The organism is Arsenicicoccus bolidensis DSM 15745, from assembly GCF_000426385.1.
Taxonomy (GTDB): domain Bacteria; phylum Actinomycetota; class Actinomycetes; order Actinomycetales; family Dermatophilaceae; genus Arsenicicoccus; species Arsenicicoccus bolidensis.
The window spans coordinates 60,207-75,576 of the sequence record NZ_AUFG01000007.1; the positions used below are offsets into that span (position 1 = coordinate 60,207).

At 71.9% G+C, this 15,370-nt stretch carries 17 protein-coding genes and 1 riboswitch; of the genes, 9 read left to right on the forward strand and 8 right to left on the reverse strand.

Annotated elements, in window-relative coordinates; genetic code table 11:
* Window positions 1-44: 44 nt before the first annotated feature.
* From K313_RS0105750 to K313_RS0105765, 4 genes are all read right to left on the reverse strand, one after another.
* Window positions 45-1,043 carry a helix-turn-helix domain-containing protein gene (locus K313_RS0105750; RefSeq protein ID WP_029210792.1) on the reverse strand — a complete coding sequence of 333 codons (999 nt, stop codon included), beginning with the start codon at window positions 1,041-1,043 and terminating at the stop codon, window positions 45-47.
* A gap of 324 nt (window positions 1,044-1,367) precedes the next feature.
* Window positions 1,368-1,793 carry a DUF3151 domain-containing protein gene (locus K313_RS0105755; RefSeq protein ID WP_019284977.1) on the reverse strand — a complete coding sequence of 142 codons (426 nt, stop codon included), beginning with the start codon at window positions 1,791-1,793 and terminating at the stop codon, window positions 1,368-1,370.
* A 12-nt stretch (window positions 1,794-1,805) separates the two neighbouring features.
* On the reverse strand, window positions 1,806-2,834 hold the full coding sequence (gene fbaA, locus K313_RS0105760; protein WP_029210793.1) for a class II fructose-bisphosphate aldolase: 1,029 nt from the start codon (window positions 2,832-2,834) through the stop codon (window positions 1,806-1,808).
* 351 nt (window positions 2,835-3,185) lie between these two features.
* Window positions 3,186-3,893: a TrmH family RNA methyltransferase gene (locus K313_RS0105765; protein WP_029210794.1), complete on the reverse strand. Its 708-nt coding sequence runs from the start codon at window positions 3,891-3,893 to the stop codon at window positions 3,186-3,188.
* 130 nt (window positions 3,894-4,023) lie between these two features.
* Here K313_RS0105765 and K313_RS0105770 point away from each other — a divergent pair, with 130 nt between their 5' ends.
* Entirely contained in the window at window positions 4,024-4,704 is a 681-nt protein-coding gene (locus K313_RS0105770) for a DedA family protein (protein WP_019284980.1), read from the forward strand.
* Between the two features lie 86 nt (window positions 4,705-4,790).
* On the opposite strand, the gene K313_RS24425 is transcribed toward K313_RS0105770, so the two are convergent.
* The 3 genes from K313_RS24425 to K313_RS0105785 form a co-directional block, all read right to left on the reverse strand.
* Complete coding sequence (locus K313_RS24425) at window positions 4,791-5,648, reverse strand: LemA family protein (RefSeq protein WP_029210796.1); 858 nt, start codon at window positions 5,646-5,648, stop codon at window positions 4,791-4,793.
* 142 nt (window positions 5,649-5,790) lie between these two features.
* Window positions 5,791-6,360, reverse strand: a complete 570-nt coding sequence (pyrE, locus tag K313_RS0105780; protein WP_029210797.1) for an orotate phosphoribosyltransferase — start codon at window positions 6,358-6,360, stop codon at window positions 5,791-5,793.
* A 36-nt stretch (window positions 6,361-6,396) separates the two neighbouring features.
* The gene (locus K313_RS0105785; protein WP_029210798.1) at window positions 6,397-7,173 is read right to left on the reverse strand and encodes an SDR family NAD(P)-dependent oxidoreductase; all 777 of its coding nucleotides are present in this window, start codon (window positions 7,171-7,173) and stop codon (window positions 6,397-6,399) included.
* Window positions 7,174-7,221: 48 nt separating this feature from the next.
* Here K313_RS0105785 and K313_RS0105790 point away from each other — a divergent pair, with 48 nt between their 5' ends.
* Window positions 7,222-8,016 carry an exodeoxyribonuclease III gene (locus K313_RS0105790; RefSeq protein ID WP_029210799.1) on the forward strand — a complete coding sequence of 265 codons (795 nt, stop codon included), beginning with the start codon at window positions 7,222-7,224 and terminating at the stop codon, window positions 8,014-8,016.
* 22 nt (window positions 8,017-8,038) lie between these two features.
* Here the strand turns inward: K313_RS0105790 and K313_RS0105795 are convergent, their stop codons facing one another.
* On the reverse strand, window positions 8,039-8,485 hold the full coding sequence (locus K313_RS0105795; RefSeq protein WP_029210800.1) for a hypothetical protein: 447 nt from the start codon (window positions 8,483-8,485) through the stop codon (window positions 8,039-8,041).
* A 149-nt stretch (window positions 8,486-8,634) separates the two neighbouring features.
* Window positions 8,635-8,733: riboswitch (TPP riboswitch) on the forward strand.
* Between K313_RS0105795 and thiM the strand changes: the two genes are divergently transcribed.
* From thiM to bioD, 7 genes are all read left to right on the forward strand, one after another.
* Window positions 8,723-9,547 (forward strand): hydroxyethylthiazole kinase, encoded by an 825-nt coding sequence (gene thiM, locus K313_RS0105800; protein ID WP_029210801.1) that lies wholly within the window; start codon window positions 8,723-8,725, stop codon window positions 9,545-9,547. Its footprint overlaps the riboswitch before it by 11 nt.
* Window positions 9,544-10,266 carry a thiamine phosphate synthase gene (thiE, locus tag K313_RS0105805; RefSeq protein WP_240483942.1) on the forward strand — a complete coding sequence of 241 codons (723 nt, stop codon included), beginning with the start codon at window positions 9,544-9,546 and terminating at the stop codon, window positions 10,264-10,266. The genes thiM and thiE overlap by 4 nt, the downstream gene beginning before the upstream one ends.
* Window positions 10,263-11,084, forward strand: a complete 822-nt coding sequence (gene thiD / locus K313_RS0105810) for a bifunctional hydroxymethylpyrimidine kinase/phosphomethylpyrimidine kinase (protein ID WP_029210803.1) — start codon at window positions 10,263-10,265, stop codon at window positions 11,082-11,084. The genes thiE and thiD overlap by 4 nt, the downstream gene beginning before the upstream one ends.
* A 3-nt stretch (window positions 11,085-11,087) precedes the next feature.
* The gene (tenA, locus tag K313_RS0105815; protein WP_029210804.1) at window positions 11,088-11,735 is read left to right on the forward strand and encodes a thiaminase II; all 648 of its coding nucleotides are present in this window, start codon (window positions 11,088-11,090) and stop codon (window positions 11,733-11,735) included.
* Window positions 11,736-11,830: 95 nt separating this feature from the next.
* Window positions 11,831-13,213, forward strand: a complete 1,383-nt coding sequence (locus tag K313_RS0105820; RefSeq protein ID WP_029210805.1) for an alanine/glycine:cation symporter family protein — start codon at window positions 11,831-11,833, stop codon at window positions 13,211-13,213.
* A 66-nt stretch (window positions 13,214-13,279) separates the two neighbouring features.
* Window positions 13,280-14,611, forward strand: coding sequence for an adenosylmethionine--8-amino-7-oxononanoate transaminase (locus tag K313_RS0105825; protein WP_029210806.1), 1,332 nt, complete (start codon window positions 13,280-13,282; stop codon window positions 14,609-14,611).
* Between the two features lie 13 nt (window positions 14,612-14,624).
* Complete coding sequence (gene bioD, locus K313_RS0105830; protein WP_034252036.1) at window positions 14,625-15,332, forward strand: dethiobiotin synthase; 708 nt, start codon at window positions 14,625-14,627, stop codon at window positions 15,330-15,332.
* Window positions 15,333-15,370: the final 38 nt, after the last annotated feature.

The window sequence follows — 15,370 nt, forward strand, 5'->3', positions numbered from 1 at the left end:
CGAGACAGGCGCCCGTGCCCCCCGAGTTTACGCGACCGGCCTGTTCAGGGACGTTGCCGACCCGGTATGCCGCCGCTCCCGGCCGCCCGCCGGGCCACCGCCATGCCGAGCTGGAACCGCGTCTCGACGCCCGCCTCGTCCATGAGCAGCGCCACGCGTCGGCGCACCGTCCGCAGGGACACCCCCAGGTGGCGCGCGATCACCTCGTCCTTGTGCCCGGCGGCCAGGAGGGTGAGCAGCCGGCGGGTGTCGCCGTCGTCGGCCGCGGCGTCCGGCGGAGGCTGGCCGGCCTCCCACGCGAGGTCGAAGAGCCGCTGGAACGCGGCGACCAGCATGGGGTCCCGCACCTTGACGTAGTCCGCCTCCAGGCTCCCCCAGTCGGTGGTGGCGAGCACGAGATCGTCGCCGAAGACGACGAACTCGCTGAGCGGCTCGCGCACGAGACGCTGCTCCTCCCCCACCTTCGCGAACCGCGCCATCCACATCCGGGAGGACGCCGACGCGATGGCGGCCATGGGATACAGCGAGCGCATCGACCGGCCCGACTCGATGGTGCGGCGGGACAGGTCGAGGACCTGCTCGATCCCGTCCGGGCTCCAGTCGGCGGTGATGGCCGACGAGCGGATCACGCCCGTCGTGGTCTGGATGCCCTCCAGCACGACGCCCGTCATGAGGTCCGCGGGTACGACCTCCCAGGTGGGGCGGCGGACGCCGGATCGCGCACCGGTGTGGTCCACCGCGAAGTGCGCGATGGCGTTGCGGGTGCGCTCGAGGTTGCCCTGGCGCCGGCGCACGTCGTGCAGGCCCGACTCCACGAGCCTGCCGATGGCGGCGCGAGGGTCGTCGGCGTCCAGCATCCCGTCGGCCGTCTCGGTGACCAGTCCCCGGTCGACCAGGTGCGCCGCCGCCGACCGGACCGCGTCCTCCGACCACCCGAGCCGGCCCGCCAGCTCGTCGACGCTGACGGGGGCGCTGCGGAGTACTCGTCGGTAGAGCCGCTCGGCATCGCGATCGATGTCCAGGGAGCTGAGGAAAGAGGTCATCGCACCTGCTCAGGAAGGGTGTTACAGATTCTTCTTGGCAGGTTAGTGCCATTGGCCGAAAAGCGACACCTGAGCACGCTGCGTTGCGACATACTGGGGACAACGCGAACGAACAACACGCGATGTGACTGAGCACCACGTCGTGATCGATCGCGGACACGAGGCCACGCGCTTGATGGCGGCGCAAGCCTCACAGGGGGAACAGGTGCCGGGGCAGGGGATGCCCCGGCACCACCCATGTCCAGACCGTATGACGAGAGCGCGCCCTCCCGGTGAGACCGGGAGGGCGCGCTCTCGTCATACCTGTGTCGGCAGACGGCAGGGTCACTCCTGCGGAGGGACCAGGCCCATCTGGCGCGCCGCCTCCATCGAGGAGTCGCGCAGCAGCTGGGCGCAGCGCTCCCGCTCGTCCTCCTCGCCGATGGCGTCCGCCGCGTAGGCGAGCGCTGCGACGGCACAAAGGAATCCGCGGTTGGGCTCGTGCTCCCAGGGGACCTCACCCTGACCGCGCCAGCCGGCGCGACGCAGCGAGTCGAGCCCACGGTGGTAGCCCGTGCGGGCGTAGGCGTAGGCCTCGACCGGGCGCCCACCCTGCAGGGCGGACTCCGCGAGCGTGGCCCAGGCCAGCGACGAGGTGGGGTTGGCCGCGGCCACGGCCATGGCGTCCTGCCCGGACGCGAGCGACGCGGCCGCCGGGTCCACCGGCAGCCGCGTCGGCTCGGGCCCCAGCAGGTTGGGGCGCTCAGTCATGCAGTCCTCGACTCACTTGTGGGTGCCGGCGGAACGCAGGTTCTCGCAGGCCTCGATGACACGGCGGGCCATGCCGGCCTCCGCCTCCTTGCCCCACGCGCGCGGGTCGTACTGCTTCTTGTTGCCGACCTCGCCGTCGATCTTGAGGACGCCGCTGTAGTTCTTCAGCATCCAGTCGGCGACCGGGCGCGTGAAGGCGTACTGGGTGTCGGTGTCGACGTTCATCTTGATGACGCCGTAGTCGACCGCGTCCGAGATCTCCTGCGGCAGGGAGCCCGAGCCGCCGTGGAAGACGAGGTCGAGCGGCTTGTCGCCCTTGTCGGTGCCGTACTTGGCGACGATCGCGTCCTGGCACTCCTTGAGGATCTCGGGGCGCAGCTTGACGTTGCCCGGCTTGTAGACGCCGTGCACGTTGCCGAAGGTGAGGGCGGCCATGTAGCGACCCTTCTCGCCCAGGCCGAGCGCCTCGACGGTCTTCAGTGCGTCCTCGGTGGTGGTGTAGAGCTGGTCGTTGATCTCGTTGGCGACACCGTCCTCCTCGCCACCGACGACACCGATCTCGACCTCGAGGACGACGTCGAGCTTGTTGCAGATCGCGAGGAGCTCCTGGGCGATCTCGAGGTTGCGGTCTAGCGGCACGGCCGAGCCGTCCCACATGTGGGACTGGAAGATCGGGACGCCGTACTTCTCGTAGTTAGCCTCCGACGCCTTGAGCAGCGGGCGGACGAAGCCGTCCAGCTTGTTCTCGGGGCAGTGGTCCGTGTGGAGGGCGATGTTGACGTCGTAGTTCTTGGCGACCTCGGTGGCGTAGGCGGCGAGGGCCAGGGACCCGGTCACCATGTCCTTGATGGTCGAGCCGGAGAGGTACTCCGCGCCGCCGGTCGAGACCTGGAGGATGCCGTCGCTGCCGGCCTCGGCGAAACCGCGGATCGCTGCCGTCGCGGTCTGGGAGGAGGTGACGTTGATGGCCGGGTACGCGAAGGAGCCAGCCTTCGCGCGGTCGAGCATGTCGCGGTAGACCTCAGGGGTTGCGATGGGCATGTGCGGGTTCTCCTTCGGTTGGGCTGTCGGTGACCGGCACGGGGCCGGAGGCACGTTCCCATCCTTCCATCACCGGGCCCAGGACGGCGACCGGCCCCCGCAGGGGTCCACCTGGTGGGCGCGAAACGCCACGGGACGGACACCCGCGAGGGCCGGGACGGTGCTGCACATGCTGCTGGGCACAGTGTGGTGCGCAGGGTGCTGGACACAGTGGTGCGCGATGCACCTCCCCCTCTGGTGCATCGCGCACCTCCAGGCTAGGAGACCCTCACCCCCACGCACATGGGTATCCGTACCTACCTCAGGTAGTCACATCCGCCCGCCTTCGCACCCCAGGCCGATGGACCTACCTCAGGTAGGCATATCCGCCCACCTTCGCACCCACGCGTGCATCGCGATCGCGGCAGCCGCGCCGGCGTTGATCGACCGCGTCGACCCGAACTGCGTGATGTGCACGACGGCGTCCGCGGCGTCCAGCAGCTCGCTCGTCAGCCCGGGCCCCTCCTGCCCGAACGCCAGCACGCACCGCTGCGGCAGCTCGAAGGTCTCGAGCGGCACGCTCCCCGGCACGTTGTCGACCGCGATCAGCGGTATGCCGTCCCGCCCGCTCTCCAGCGCGTCACGCTCCTGCGCGCGGCACCAGGCGACGAGATCGGCGACGTCCGGGTGGTGGATCTCGTGCTGGTAGCGGTCTGTGACCATCGCGCCGCGACGGTTCCAGCGGCGACGGCCCACGACGTGGAAGGCAGCGACGTTGAACGCGTTGGCGGTGCGGATCACCGACCCGATGTTGAGGTCGTGCTCCCAGTTCTCGACGGCGACGTGCAGCTCGTGCCGCGTCTCGTCCAGCGCCGCCACGATCGCCGCCATCGTCAGGTAGCGGAAGCGGTCCTCCACGTTGCGGCGGTCGCCGTCCCGCAGCAGCTCCGGGTCGTAGCGGGGGTCCGGTGACCCGTCCGGCCGCGTGGGCCAGGGTCCCGGCCAGGGCCCGACACCGATCGCCGCCGCCCGCCCGCCGCCCGTCGTCGCGTCTCCCCCGCCGGATGCCTGATCGCTCACGGGCGGCAGGCTATCGGCATACGGCCTCGGTCCCCGCCCGGCGAGGGAGCGGCCGGGTCGAGGAACCCTCCCGCCGCCACAGCGGTGCGACAGCGGGGGGACAGGAATCCCCCGTACCCTGGTCGGCGTGATGATCCCCGAGCTGATGTCCTCCCTGAGCTGGATGGACCCGCAGTACCTCCTCGACAACTACGGCAACGCCTTCTTCTGGCTCTCCATGGCGATCGTGTTCGTCGAGTGCGGCCTGCTGTTCCCGATCCTGCCGGGCGACTCGCTGCTCTTTGCGATCGGCATGTTCATCAAGCGCGGAGACGTCGACGTCCACCTGGGCCTCGCCCTGGCGCTGCTGTCGATCGCCGCGTTCGCCGGCAACGTGGTGGGCTACGAGATCGGGCGGGCCATCGGGACCCCGCTCTACAACCGCGACGGGCGCTTCCTCAAGAAGAAGTACTTCGACCAGACCATCGCCTTCTTCGACCAGTACGGCAACAAGGCCCTGGTCATCGGTCGGTTCGTGCCGATCGTGCGGACCTTCATCACGGTCGTCGCGGGCGTCGGCCAGATGGACCGCAAGCGGTTCTTCACCTGGTCGGCGGTCGGCGCGGTGCTGTGGGCCTGCGGCGTGACCCTGCTCGGCTACTTCCTGGGCGCCATCCCCGCGGTGCAGAACAACCTCGAGACCGCGATCCTGCTGATCGTCGCCATCTCGGTGCTCCCCATGGTTTTCGAGTGGTGGATGCACAAGCGCCGCAAGGGCCGCGCCACCATCGACCCGACGCCGGGCGCGGGCAGCACCCGCCACGAGGCCTGACCGGGCGAGAGCCGGCCGACCACCCGACGCGACGACGAAGGACGCCGACCCCCTGGATCGGGGGTGGGCGTCCTTCGTGCTGGTGACTACTGCTGGGGCTTGTCCGGCTGGGTGGACGGCCAGCTGAGGGCGCCGCCCTCCTGGTGCGGGTTGGTGTCTGGGACGCCGCCCTGACGACCGGCGCCCTGAGCGTTGTCAGCGGCACCGGCGGGCAGACCGCCGGCCGGGGCGTGAGCGCCCTCCGCCGTGCCCGGCTGACCGAGACCGGGCGCCTGGGCGGGCGCGGCCGGCTGGGCCGGAGCGGCCGGGGTGGCGCCCTGCGAGGGACCACCGTGCTGGGGCTCGGGGGCGGACTCGTAGGTGCGCGGCGAGTTGGTGTCGAAGTTGACCTGAGGGGTGCTGCGCGCCTGCGCCTCGGCCTCGAAGTACTGCTCCTGGTGGATCCCGAACTGCTTGGCGATCATGTTGCTCGGGAAGGACTCGACCTTGGTGTTGAGCTCGCGCACCGTGGCGTTGTAGTAGCGGCGCCCGGAGGCGATGCGGTCCTCGGTGGAGGCGAGCTCCTGCTGCAGGGCCAGGAAGTTCGAGTTGGCCTGGAGCTGCGGGTAGGCCTCGGCGACGGCCATCAGGCGACCCACGGCGCCGGTGAGCTGCTGCTCCGCGGCGGCGGTCTCGGCGGGGCTGCCCCCGGCGCTGACGGCGGCGGACCGGGCGCGCATCACGTCGTCGAGCGTGCCGCGCTCGTGGGTCGCGAAGCCCTTGACGGTCTCGACGAGGTTGGGGATCAAGTCGTGCCGCCGCTTGAGCTCGACGTCGATCTGGCGCCAGGACTCCTGCGTGCGGTTGCGCAGCCCGATGAGGCTGTTGTGCATGCCGACGAGCCACATGACGATCAGGGCGATGATGACGAGCAGGACGATCAGCGTGATGAGGACGGGTGTCACGTCGGCTCCCTCCAGAGCGGGACTGAGGTCGTGATCAGCCTAGTCGGCCGATCACGGCGGTTGACCGTATGACGAGCCGCCGGCCCCAGGCGTTCCCTGCGGCACCCGGCGGCCGGGACCGCCCGGTCAGCCGGTCAGCCGCTCAGGCGAGGCCGAGCTCCTCCAGGGAGTAGACGTGCAGGTAGGGCACGCCGGCCTCGTCCTGGATGCGCTCGCCGGCCCCGGTCGCGCGGTCGGCGATGGTGGCCACGGCCACCACCTCGGCCCCGTCCTCGCGAGCGGCGGCGACGGCGTCGAGCGGCGAACCGCCCGTGGTCGTGGTGTCCTCGACGACCAGCACGCGACGACCCCGGATCGACGGACCCTCGATGCGCTGCTGCAGGCCGTGCGCCTTGCCGGCCTTGCGGACGACGAACGCGTCGAGCCGCTCGCCCGCGGCGGCGGACGCGTGCAGCATCGACGTGGCGACGGGGTCGGCGCCGAGCGTGAGGCCGCCCACGGCGTCATACGCCAGGTCGTTGGTGAGGTCTCGCATCACGATCCCGACCAGGGGCGCCGCCTCGCCGTCGAGGGTGATGCGCCGCAGGTCGACGTAGTAGTCGGCCTCCTTGCCGGAGGACAGCGTGACGCGACCGTGGACGATCGCCTTGTCCTTGATGATCTCGAGCAGGCGGGCGCGGGCGTCGGCGGGGTTCGTGGGCGCGGTGTTCATGAGGCCCCAGCCTAGTTGCGGCGCGGCGGGGCGGGCTCAGCGGGCGGTGCGGCGACCCGAGGCCAGGCGCCCGCTGACCCGGCGGACGATCCCCCGCGGCGCCACCTGGACGACGCCCACGACGGCCTTGTACAGACCGCCGGGCACGCTCAGCGCTCGACCGCGGGCGACGTCGTTTAGGCAGTCCTGCACGAGCCGGTCGGCGTCGAGCCACGCGGCATCGGGCAGGTGGGACATGTTCATCGAGGCCCGCTGGTGGAACTCCGTGTGCGTGAAGCCCGGGCACAGCGCCGTGGCGGTGACCCCGGTGCCCTGCAGCTCGTTGGCCAGGCCCTCGGTGAAGGTCGTGCACCACGCCTTGGCCGCGGAGTAGGTCCCCATCTGCACGAACGACGCCACCGACGAGACGTTGACGATCGCCCCGCGACCCCGCTCGCGCATCGCCAGCGCCGCGGCCTGCGACACGACGAGCACCGCGCGGGTGTGGATCATCAGGTGATGCTCCTCCCGCTCGATCGGGGTGCGCAGGAAGTCGGTCTTGAGGCCGTAGCCGGCGTTGTTGACGACGAGGTCGACGGGCCGTGCCTGGTCGGCGACCCGGTCGGCCACCCGCTGCAGCTGGTCGCGCTCGGCGACGTCCGCGACGAGGATCTCGCAGCGCGTGTCGTGCAGGTCCCGCAGGTCGTCGGCGACCTCCTGCAACCGGTCGCGGTTGCGGGCGACCAGGACGAGGTCGTGGCCCCGGCAGGCCAGCTCACGGACGAAGGCCAGGCCGATGCCGGCGGACGCGCCGGTGACGAGTGCGGTTGCCATGAGCGACAGCGTAGAGGCTCGGCCAGGCGCCTCCGGTAGGTTGGCGAGGTGCGCATCGCAACCTGGAACGTCAACAGCATCCGGACCCGCGTCGACCGCGTCGTCGCCTTCCTCGAGCGCCACGACGTGGACGTGCTGGCCATGCAGGAGACCAAGTGCAAGGACGCGCAGTTCCCGATGCTGCCGTTCGAGCAGGCGGGCTACGAGGTCGCCCACCACGGCCTCAACCAGTGGAACGGCGTCGCCATCGCCTCTCGCGTCGGGCTCACGGACGTGCAGGTCGGCTTCGAGCACATGCCGACCTACGGCGAGCCGGAGTCGGTCGCCGAGGCTCGGGCGCTCGCAGCGACGTGCGACGGGGTGCGCGTCTGGTCGCTCTACGTCCCCAACGGACGCGAGCTCGGGCACCCCCACTACGCCTACAAGCTCGACTGGCTCGCCCGGCTCAGGGCGGACGGCGAGCGCTGGCTCGCCGAGGACCCCGCGGCCCAGGTCGCGCTCATGGGTGACTGGAACGTCGCCCCGCAGGACGAGGACGTCTGGGACATGGCCTTCTTCGAGGGCAAGACGCACGTCTCGGGGCCGGAGCGCGAGGCCTTCGCGGCCGTGGTGGACGCGGGCTTCGCCGACGTGGTCCGGCCCTTCACGTCCGAGCCCCGCACCTACACCTACTGGGACTACACCCAGCTGCGCTTCCCCAAGAAGCAGGGCATGCGCATCGACTTCTGCCTGGCGAGCCCCGCGCTCGCGAGCCGGGTGACCGGCGCGTCCATCGACCGCGAGGAGCGCAAGGGCAAGGGCGCGAGCGACCACGCCCCGGTGATCGTCGACCTCGACGCCTAGGGGTATCGCCCCGGGCAGCGCCTCAGGCGACGAGCTCCAGCCTGGGGAGCAGGTCCACGCCGTGGGTGCCGACGACGAAGCACCCCAGGTCGATCACCCCTTTCTCCTGCCAGCACCTCTGGGCGACCTCCTGCCACGCGCGATCGGCGGCGATCGCGTGCGCCGGCCCGGGCCGCACGAGCAGGGTGGCGACCGTCGCATGCTCACCCACCACCTCGGCGACCGCCTCGAGGAGCACTCGCACGTGGGCGCGATCGCAGGGGGACGGCAGGTCCCGGAAGGACATGGGGGCGACGAGATGCCCGTTGAGGTCGCCGATCAGGACGGCGACGTCGTGGTCGCGCGGCCCGGGCGGCGGCATCGTGGCCTGGATGGCTCGCCGCAGGTGGACGACGTCGCGCATCGAACGTCCCTCGAGCATCTCGTCGAGGGTGAGCGGGATGTCGGCGGTGGTGGGTGTGGTGTCCATGCAGCGATCGTCACCAGCCCCGGGCTGGGCCACCACCCCCGGCCCGGGGCCTGTGGACGACGGCGCGGATCCACGCGTCGGCGGCCGGGCCTGTGGACAGCCTCCCGTGGGGCCCCGTGGTCCCCTCGCCGACCGCGTCCGTTAGGGTGCGAGGAGACGCGGGGTGCCTGGCCGTCGGCCGGGCTGAGATCACACCCGTCGCACCTGATCTAGGTCGTGCTAGCGAAGGGACGTCGTATGACGGACGCATCCGTGGACCCGGTGGCCGCAGTCACCCCCGACGAGGTGGCCGAGGCGCTCGCCCGGCTCAGTGCCACCACGCCTCTGGTCCAGAGCCTCACCAACATCGTCGTGGCCCAGTGGACGGCCAACGTCCTGCTGGCCGCCGGCGCCGCCCCCGCCATGGTGGACAACCCGCACGAGGCGGAGGCCTTCGCCCGGGTCGCGGGCGGCGTGCTGGTCAACACCGGGACGCCGTACGACGACACGACGGCCGCCATGCGGGCCGCCGTCACGGGCGCGCGGGCCACCGGCACGCCCTGGGTGCTCGACCCGGTCGCCGCGGGCGGCCTGGCCTGGCGCACCGAGGTCGCGGTCTCGCTCATGGACCTGCACCCGCCGACGATCGTGCGCGGCAACGCCTCCGAGATCGCGGGGCTGCTGGGCGGCATCGGTGGCCGTGGGGTCGACAGCGCCGACTCGCCCGAGGAGGTCCTCGACCGCGCCCGCGAGCTCGCCACCTCACGCAGCACCGTCGTCGCGGTCAGCGGCGCCGTCGACCACCTCACGGACGGCGAGCGCCTGGTCCGGGTGCACAACGGCGACCCCGTGATGACCAAGGTCACCGGGGTGGGCTGCGCCCTCGGCGCCCTGATGGCGGGCTTCGCGGCCGTGTGCGACGACGCCCTGCTCGCCGCCACCAGCGCGACGGCGCTGCTGACGGTGGCCGCCGAGCGCGCCGCCCGCGCTGCTCGGGGACCCGGCAGCTTCGCGGTGGGGCTCCTCGACGAGCTGAGCCTGGTCACCCCCGACGAGCTTGCCTCCGGCCTGGTGCTCTCGTGACCGGCCCCCTTCGGTCCGTCCTCGAGGGACGCGACCTGGACCTCACGCTCTACCTCGTCACCGACACGGCCATGTGCGGCGGCGACGACCAGGTCGCGCGGGTCGCCCGCGCCGCCGTCGACGGCGGCGCGACCCTCGTGCAGGTGCGCGACCCCCGGGCCGACGACGAGCGGATCCTGCGCCTGACGCGGTCGGTGATCCGGGCGCTCGAGGGCACCGGCGTCCCCGTCGTCATCAACGACCGGGTCGACCTCGTCGAGGCGGCCGGCGCCGCGGGCGCCCACATCGGCCAGAGCGACCTGTCCCCCGAGCGGGCGCGCGAGCTCCTCGGTCCCGACCGCCTCCTCGGGCTCTCCTGCCAGACCCTCGCCCACGTCGAGGCGGCCCGGGCCCTGCCCGAGGGCACCGTCGACTACCTCGGCCTGGGACCGGTGTGGGAGCAGGCCACCAAGCCCGACGCCGCGACCCCCGCCGGCCCTGAGGGCATCGCGGCGCTCGTGGCCGCCAGCCCCTGGCCGACGGTCGCCATCGGCGGCATCGACGCGTCGCGCATCGGCCTGCTCCCGGCCACCGGCGTCGATGGAGCCGCCGTCGTCAGCGCCGTCTGCGCCGCGGCCGACCCCCGCGAGGCGACGGCCACGCTGCTGGCCCGGTGGCGCGAGGCGGCGGAGCGGCATACGGCCCAGGCACCCGACCGACCTCGGGGAGAGGCGCGATGACCGCCCCGCCCAAAGTCCTCTCCATCGCCGGCAGCGACCCCTCGGGCGGCGCCGGCATCCAGGCCGACCTCAAGACCTTCTCCGCGCTCGGCGCCTACGGCATGTGCGTCATGACGGCGCTCACCGCGCAGTCCACCCAGGGCGTGACCGGGGTGCACGCCGTGCCCGCCGACTTCGTCACCGCCCAGCTGGAGACGCTGCTCGCCGACATCACCCCTGACGCCGTCAAGATCGGCATGCTCGCCGACGCCGAGGTCACCGCGGCCGTCGGCCGGGTGCTGCACCGGCTGCGCGCCGAGGAGACGGACGAGACACCGATCGTGCTCGACCCCGTCATGGTGGCGACCAGCGGCGACCGGCTGCTCGACGAGTCCGCCGTCGCGGCCGTGCGCGAGCTCGTCCCGCTCGCGAGCATCATCACCCCCAACCTGCCCGAGGCCGCGGTGCTCCTCGACACCGAGCCCGCCGGCAGCGTCGACGAGATGGTCGACCAGGCGCGGGCGCTCGTGGCGGCCGGAGCACGCCGCGCCTACGTCAAGGGCGGTCACCACACGGGCACCGAGCTGGCCACCGACGTGCTCGCCGACCCCCGTGGCCAGGTGCTGATCACGGCCGAGTGGGTGGCCACCCGGCACACGCACGGGACGGGGTGCACCCTGTCCTCCGCCCTGGCGGCCCTGCGGCCCCGGCGCCCCGACTGGGAGACGACCTGCCGCGACGCCAAGGCCTGGCTCACCGGGGCGCTGCGGCACGCCGACGAGCTGCAGGTCGGGCACGGGCACGGCCCGGTCCACCACTTCCACGACGTCTGGAGCTGACCGATGACCTTCACCACCGATGCCTGGGCGCGCACCGCCGACGTCCGGTCCGCGATCGACGCCCTACCGTTCGTGCAGGGCCTGGCCGACGGCACGCTCGACCGCGAGCGCTTCACCTACTACATGGCGCAGGACGCGCTCTACCTCGCGGACTACGGCCGGGTGCTCGCGACCCTCGCGGGGCAGGCCACCGACCCCGACGAGATGCTGTTCTGGGCGGAGTCGGCCCGCACCACGGTCGTCGTCGAGCGGGAGCTGCACGGCGCGCACGTCGCCGACCTCGCGGCCGCGCGCCGCTCCCCCAGCTGCCTGGCCTACACGTCCTACCTCTCGTCGCTGACCACCCAGGGCTCGTATGCCGCGGCCGCAGCCGGCGTGCTGCCCTGCTTCTGGATCTACCAGGACGTGGGCGACCACCTGCTGAGCCAGGCCGGCTCCCTCGACGCCCACACCTACGGCGACTGGATCGGGATGTACTCCGACGAGGAGTTCGCCGCCTCGGTGGGCCGCGCCAAGGCGATCGTCGACCGGTGCGCCGAGGGCGCCGACGACGCCACCGTGGAGCGGATGCACGAGGCGTACTCCACGGCGGCGCGCTACGAGTGGATGTTCTGGGACGCCGCCTGGCGCCGGGAGACCTGGCCCGTGTGACCCGGGTCGCACATTCGGGGCACTGCATAGGCATACGCACCGGAGTAGCCTGAGCTCGGACCTCGACGCACCACCCCATCCAGGAGCTGAACCCCGTGGACCCGCTCAAGCTCAACGAGACCATCAACAGCTTCGTGTGGGGGCCGGTGATGCTGGTCGCCCTCGTCGGCACCGGCGTCTACCTCACGGTCCGCACCCACGTTTTCCAGGTGCGCAAGTTCGCCTACACGATGCGCATGACCATCGGGAGCGTGATCGGGCGCAGGGCCAAGGGGGCCGACGACACCAACATCAGCGGCTTCCAGGCCGTCTCCACCGCCCTGGCCAGCACCGTGGGCACCGGCAACATCGTCGGCGTCGCCACCGCCATCACGGTCGGCGGGCCCGGCGCGGTCTTCTGGATGTGGGTCAGCGCCTTCTTCGGCATGATGACCAAGTACGGCGAGATCGTCCTCGCGTTGAAGTACCGCGAAACCAACGCCGAGGGGCAGTACGTCGGCGGCCCGATGTATTACATCAAGAACGGTCTCAAGCAGCCCTGGCTGGCCTACGTCTTCGCGATCTTCGCCACCCTCGCGACCTTCGGCATCGGCAACATGACTCAGGCCAACTCGATCGCCGCCGCCATGGAGAGCAGCTTCGGTCTCAGCCCGGTCGTGGTCGGCATCGTGCTCATGGCCTTGACCGCCATCGTGATCCTCGGCGGCATCAAGACCATCGCCCGGGTCACCGAGAAGCTCGTCCCCTTCATGGCCGTCTTCTACGTCCTGCTCTCCCTCGTCATCCTCGTCCTCAACGCCGGCCAGCTGCTGCCCATGCTGGCGCTCGTCGTCGAGGCGGCGTTCAACCCGCAGTCCGCACTGGGGGGAGCCACCGGCTTCACCATCGCCAAGGCGATCCAGATGGGCATCGCCCGTGGTGTCTTCTCCAACGAGGCCGGCCTGGGCTCCGCGCCCATCGCCCATGCCGCCTCCAACACCAAGGAACCCGTGGCGCAGGGCCTGTGGGGCATCTTCGAGGTCTTCGTCGACACCATCGTCATCTGCACGATGACCGCCTTGGTCATCCTCACGACGGGCGTGTGGCGCGGCACCGAGCAAGGATCGGCCCTGACCATCGCGGCCTTCAATCACGGCCTGCCGGGCACGATCGGCGGGATGGGCCTCACCATCGGCCTCGCACTGTTCGCGTACTCGACCATCCTCGGCTGGTCCTACTACGGCGAGAAGAGCCTGGAGTTCCTGTTCGGGCGCACCGGCGGCACGAAGTACGCCATCCTGACCTACCGGCTCGTCTTCATCGCCGCGGTCTACGCGGGGTCCGTGGGCGGCCTGCACGCTATCTGGGCGATCGCCGACACGCTCAACGGCCTCATGGCCATCCCCAACCTGATTGCCGTCCTGCTGCTGTCGGGCGTGATCATCCGCGAGACCAAGGGCTACCAGCAGCGCGAGCGCACGGGCGAGCTCCTCGGCTGACCTGCGGCAAGCACACCCGCCGTGGCACCACCCCGGTCGGGCCGGGTGCGACGCCATACTGGCGTCATGAACACTGTTCAGGAGACGCCCTTGGTCGCTTGGGACCGGGATCACCTCTGGCACCCCTACTCGACCTTTCCCGCCACCACGGCGCCTCACCTCGTGCGCTCCGCCGAGGGGGTGCGGCTGCGGCTGGACGTGGACGGCGAGACCCGCGAGGTCGTGGACGCCATGTCCTCCTGGTGGTGCGCCATCCACGGGTATGCCGTCCCGGAGCTCGACGCGGCCGCGCACGACCAGCTGGGCCGGATGAGCCACGTGATGTTCGGCGGGCTGACGCACGAGCCCGCCATCCGCCTCGGCCGGCGGCTGGTCGAGCTCGCCCCACGTGGTGGCGGCGACGAGTCCCCGCTCCAGCACGTCTTCCTCGCCGACTCGGGGTCCGTGGCCGTCGAGGTCGCCCTCAAGATGGCCTGGCAGCACCACGTCGCCCTCGGCCGACCACGCCGGCGGATGTTCACGATCCGCGGCGGCTACCACGGCGACACCTTCGCCCCGATGAGCGTGTGCGACCCCGAGGGCGGCATGCACTCGCTGTTCACCGGCGTGCTGCCCGAGCAGGTCTTCGCGCCGCGCCCACCGGGCGGCCTCGACCGGGACGGCAGCGATCCCGCGATGGTGGCCTGGGAGCGGGAGACACGCAGGCTGTATGCCGAGCACGCCGCCGACGTCGCGGCGGTCGTCGTCGAGCCGATCCTGCAGGGCGCGGGCGGGATGCACGTCTACAGCCCGCATGCCGTGCGCGTCCTCGCGTCGCTGGCCCGGGAGTCTGGCGCGCTGCTCGTGGCGGACGAGATCGCGACGGGTTTCGGCCGCACGGGGACGCTGTGGGCCTCGGACCGGTGCGGGATCGTGCCGGACATCATGACGGTCGGCAAGGCACTGACCGGCGGCTATCTCACCTTGGCGGCGACGCTGTGCACCAGCGACGTGGCCCGCACGGTCAGTGGCGGCGCGGCCGGGGCGCTGATGCACGGGCCGACATTCATGGGCAATCCCCTGGCCTGCGCCGTGGCCCTCGCCTCGCTGGACCTGCTCGAGGCCCGCGGCTGGGCGGCGGAGGTCGCCCGTATCGAGCGACGGCTCGGGACCGGGCTCGCCCCCGCTCGATCCCTCCACCACGTGCGAGACGTCCGCGTGCTGGGCGCCGTGGGCGTCATACAGCTGGACGAGCCCGTCCGGGTCGCCGAGGTGACCGCGGCTGCCCTGGACCGGGGTGTCTGGGTGCGGCCGTTCCGGGACCTCGTCTACACGATGCCGCCCTACGCGTGCTCGGAGGCCGAGGTCGCCACCATCACCCGCGCGCTGGTCGAGGCCGTCGCGCTGGCGCACGGCTGAGAGGCTGGTGGCCATGAGGACCGAGAGCACCGCCCCCGTCATCGTCGTCACGGGCACCGGCACCGACGTGGGCAAGACCGTCGCGACCGCAGCCCTCGCCGTCGGGTTCCGCGAGCAGGGCCTGCGCGTGGCCGTGGTCAAGCCCTGCCAGACGGGGGTCGGGCCGGACGAGGACGCTGACCTGGCCGAGGTGCGCCGCCTCGCCGGTGACGTGCAGACGCACGAGCTGGTGCGCCTGCCCGAACCGCTCGCGCCGGACACGGCCGCCCGGCACGCCGGCATCGGCATCCCGCCGGTGCCGGTCCTGGCGTCCCAGGTCGCCCAGGTGTCGCGGCGCGGGGACGTCGACCTGGTCCTCGTCGAGGGTGCCGGTGGGCTGCTGGTCCGGCTCGACCTGGCCGGTGGCACCCTGGCCGACCTGGCGCTGTGCGTCCAGGAGCTCGGCCTGCGGGTCGGCGTGGTCGTGGTGGCCGCCGCCGGGCTCGGCACCCTCAACCACTCGGCGCTGACGGCCGAGGCGCTGCAGCTGCGCGGCCTGGACTGCCTGGGGTTCGTGATCGGGTCGTGGCCCGAGCACCCCGACCTGGCCATGCGGCTCAACCTGGAGGACCTGCCGGAGGTGACCGGCGCACCCCTGCTCGGTCGGATCCCGGCCGGGGCCGGGTCGTGGGACGCCCAGACCTTCCAGGATCGCGCCGGCGCCTGGCTGCCGATCTTCTAGAGCCGCAGCGACCTGGCCAGGGGCGCGTCAGCGCAGTG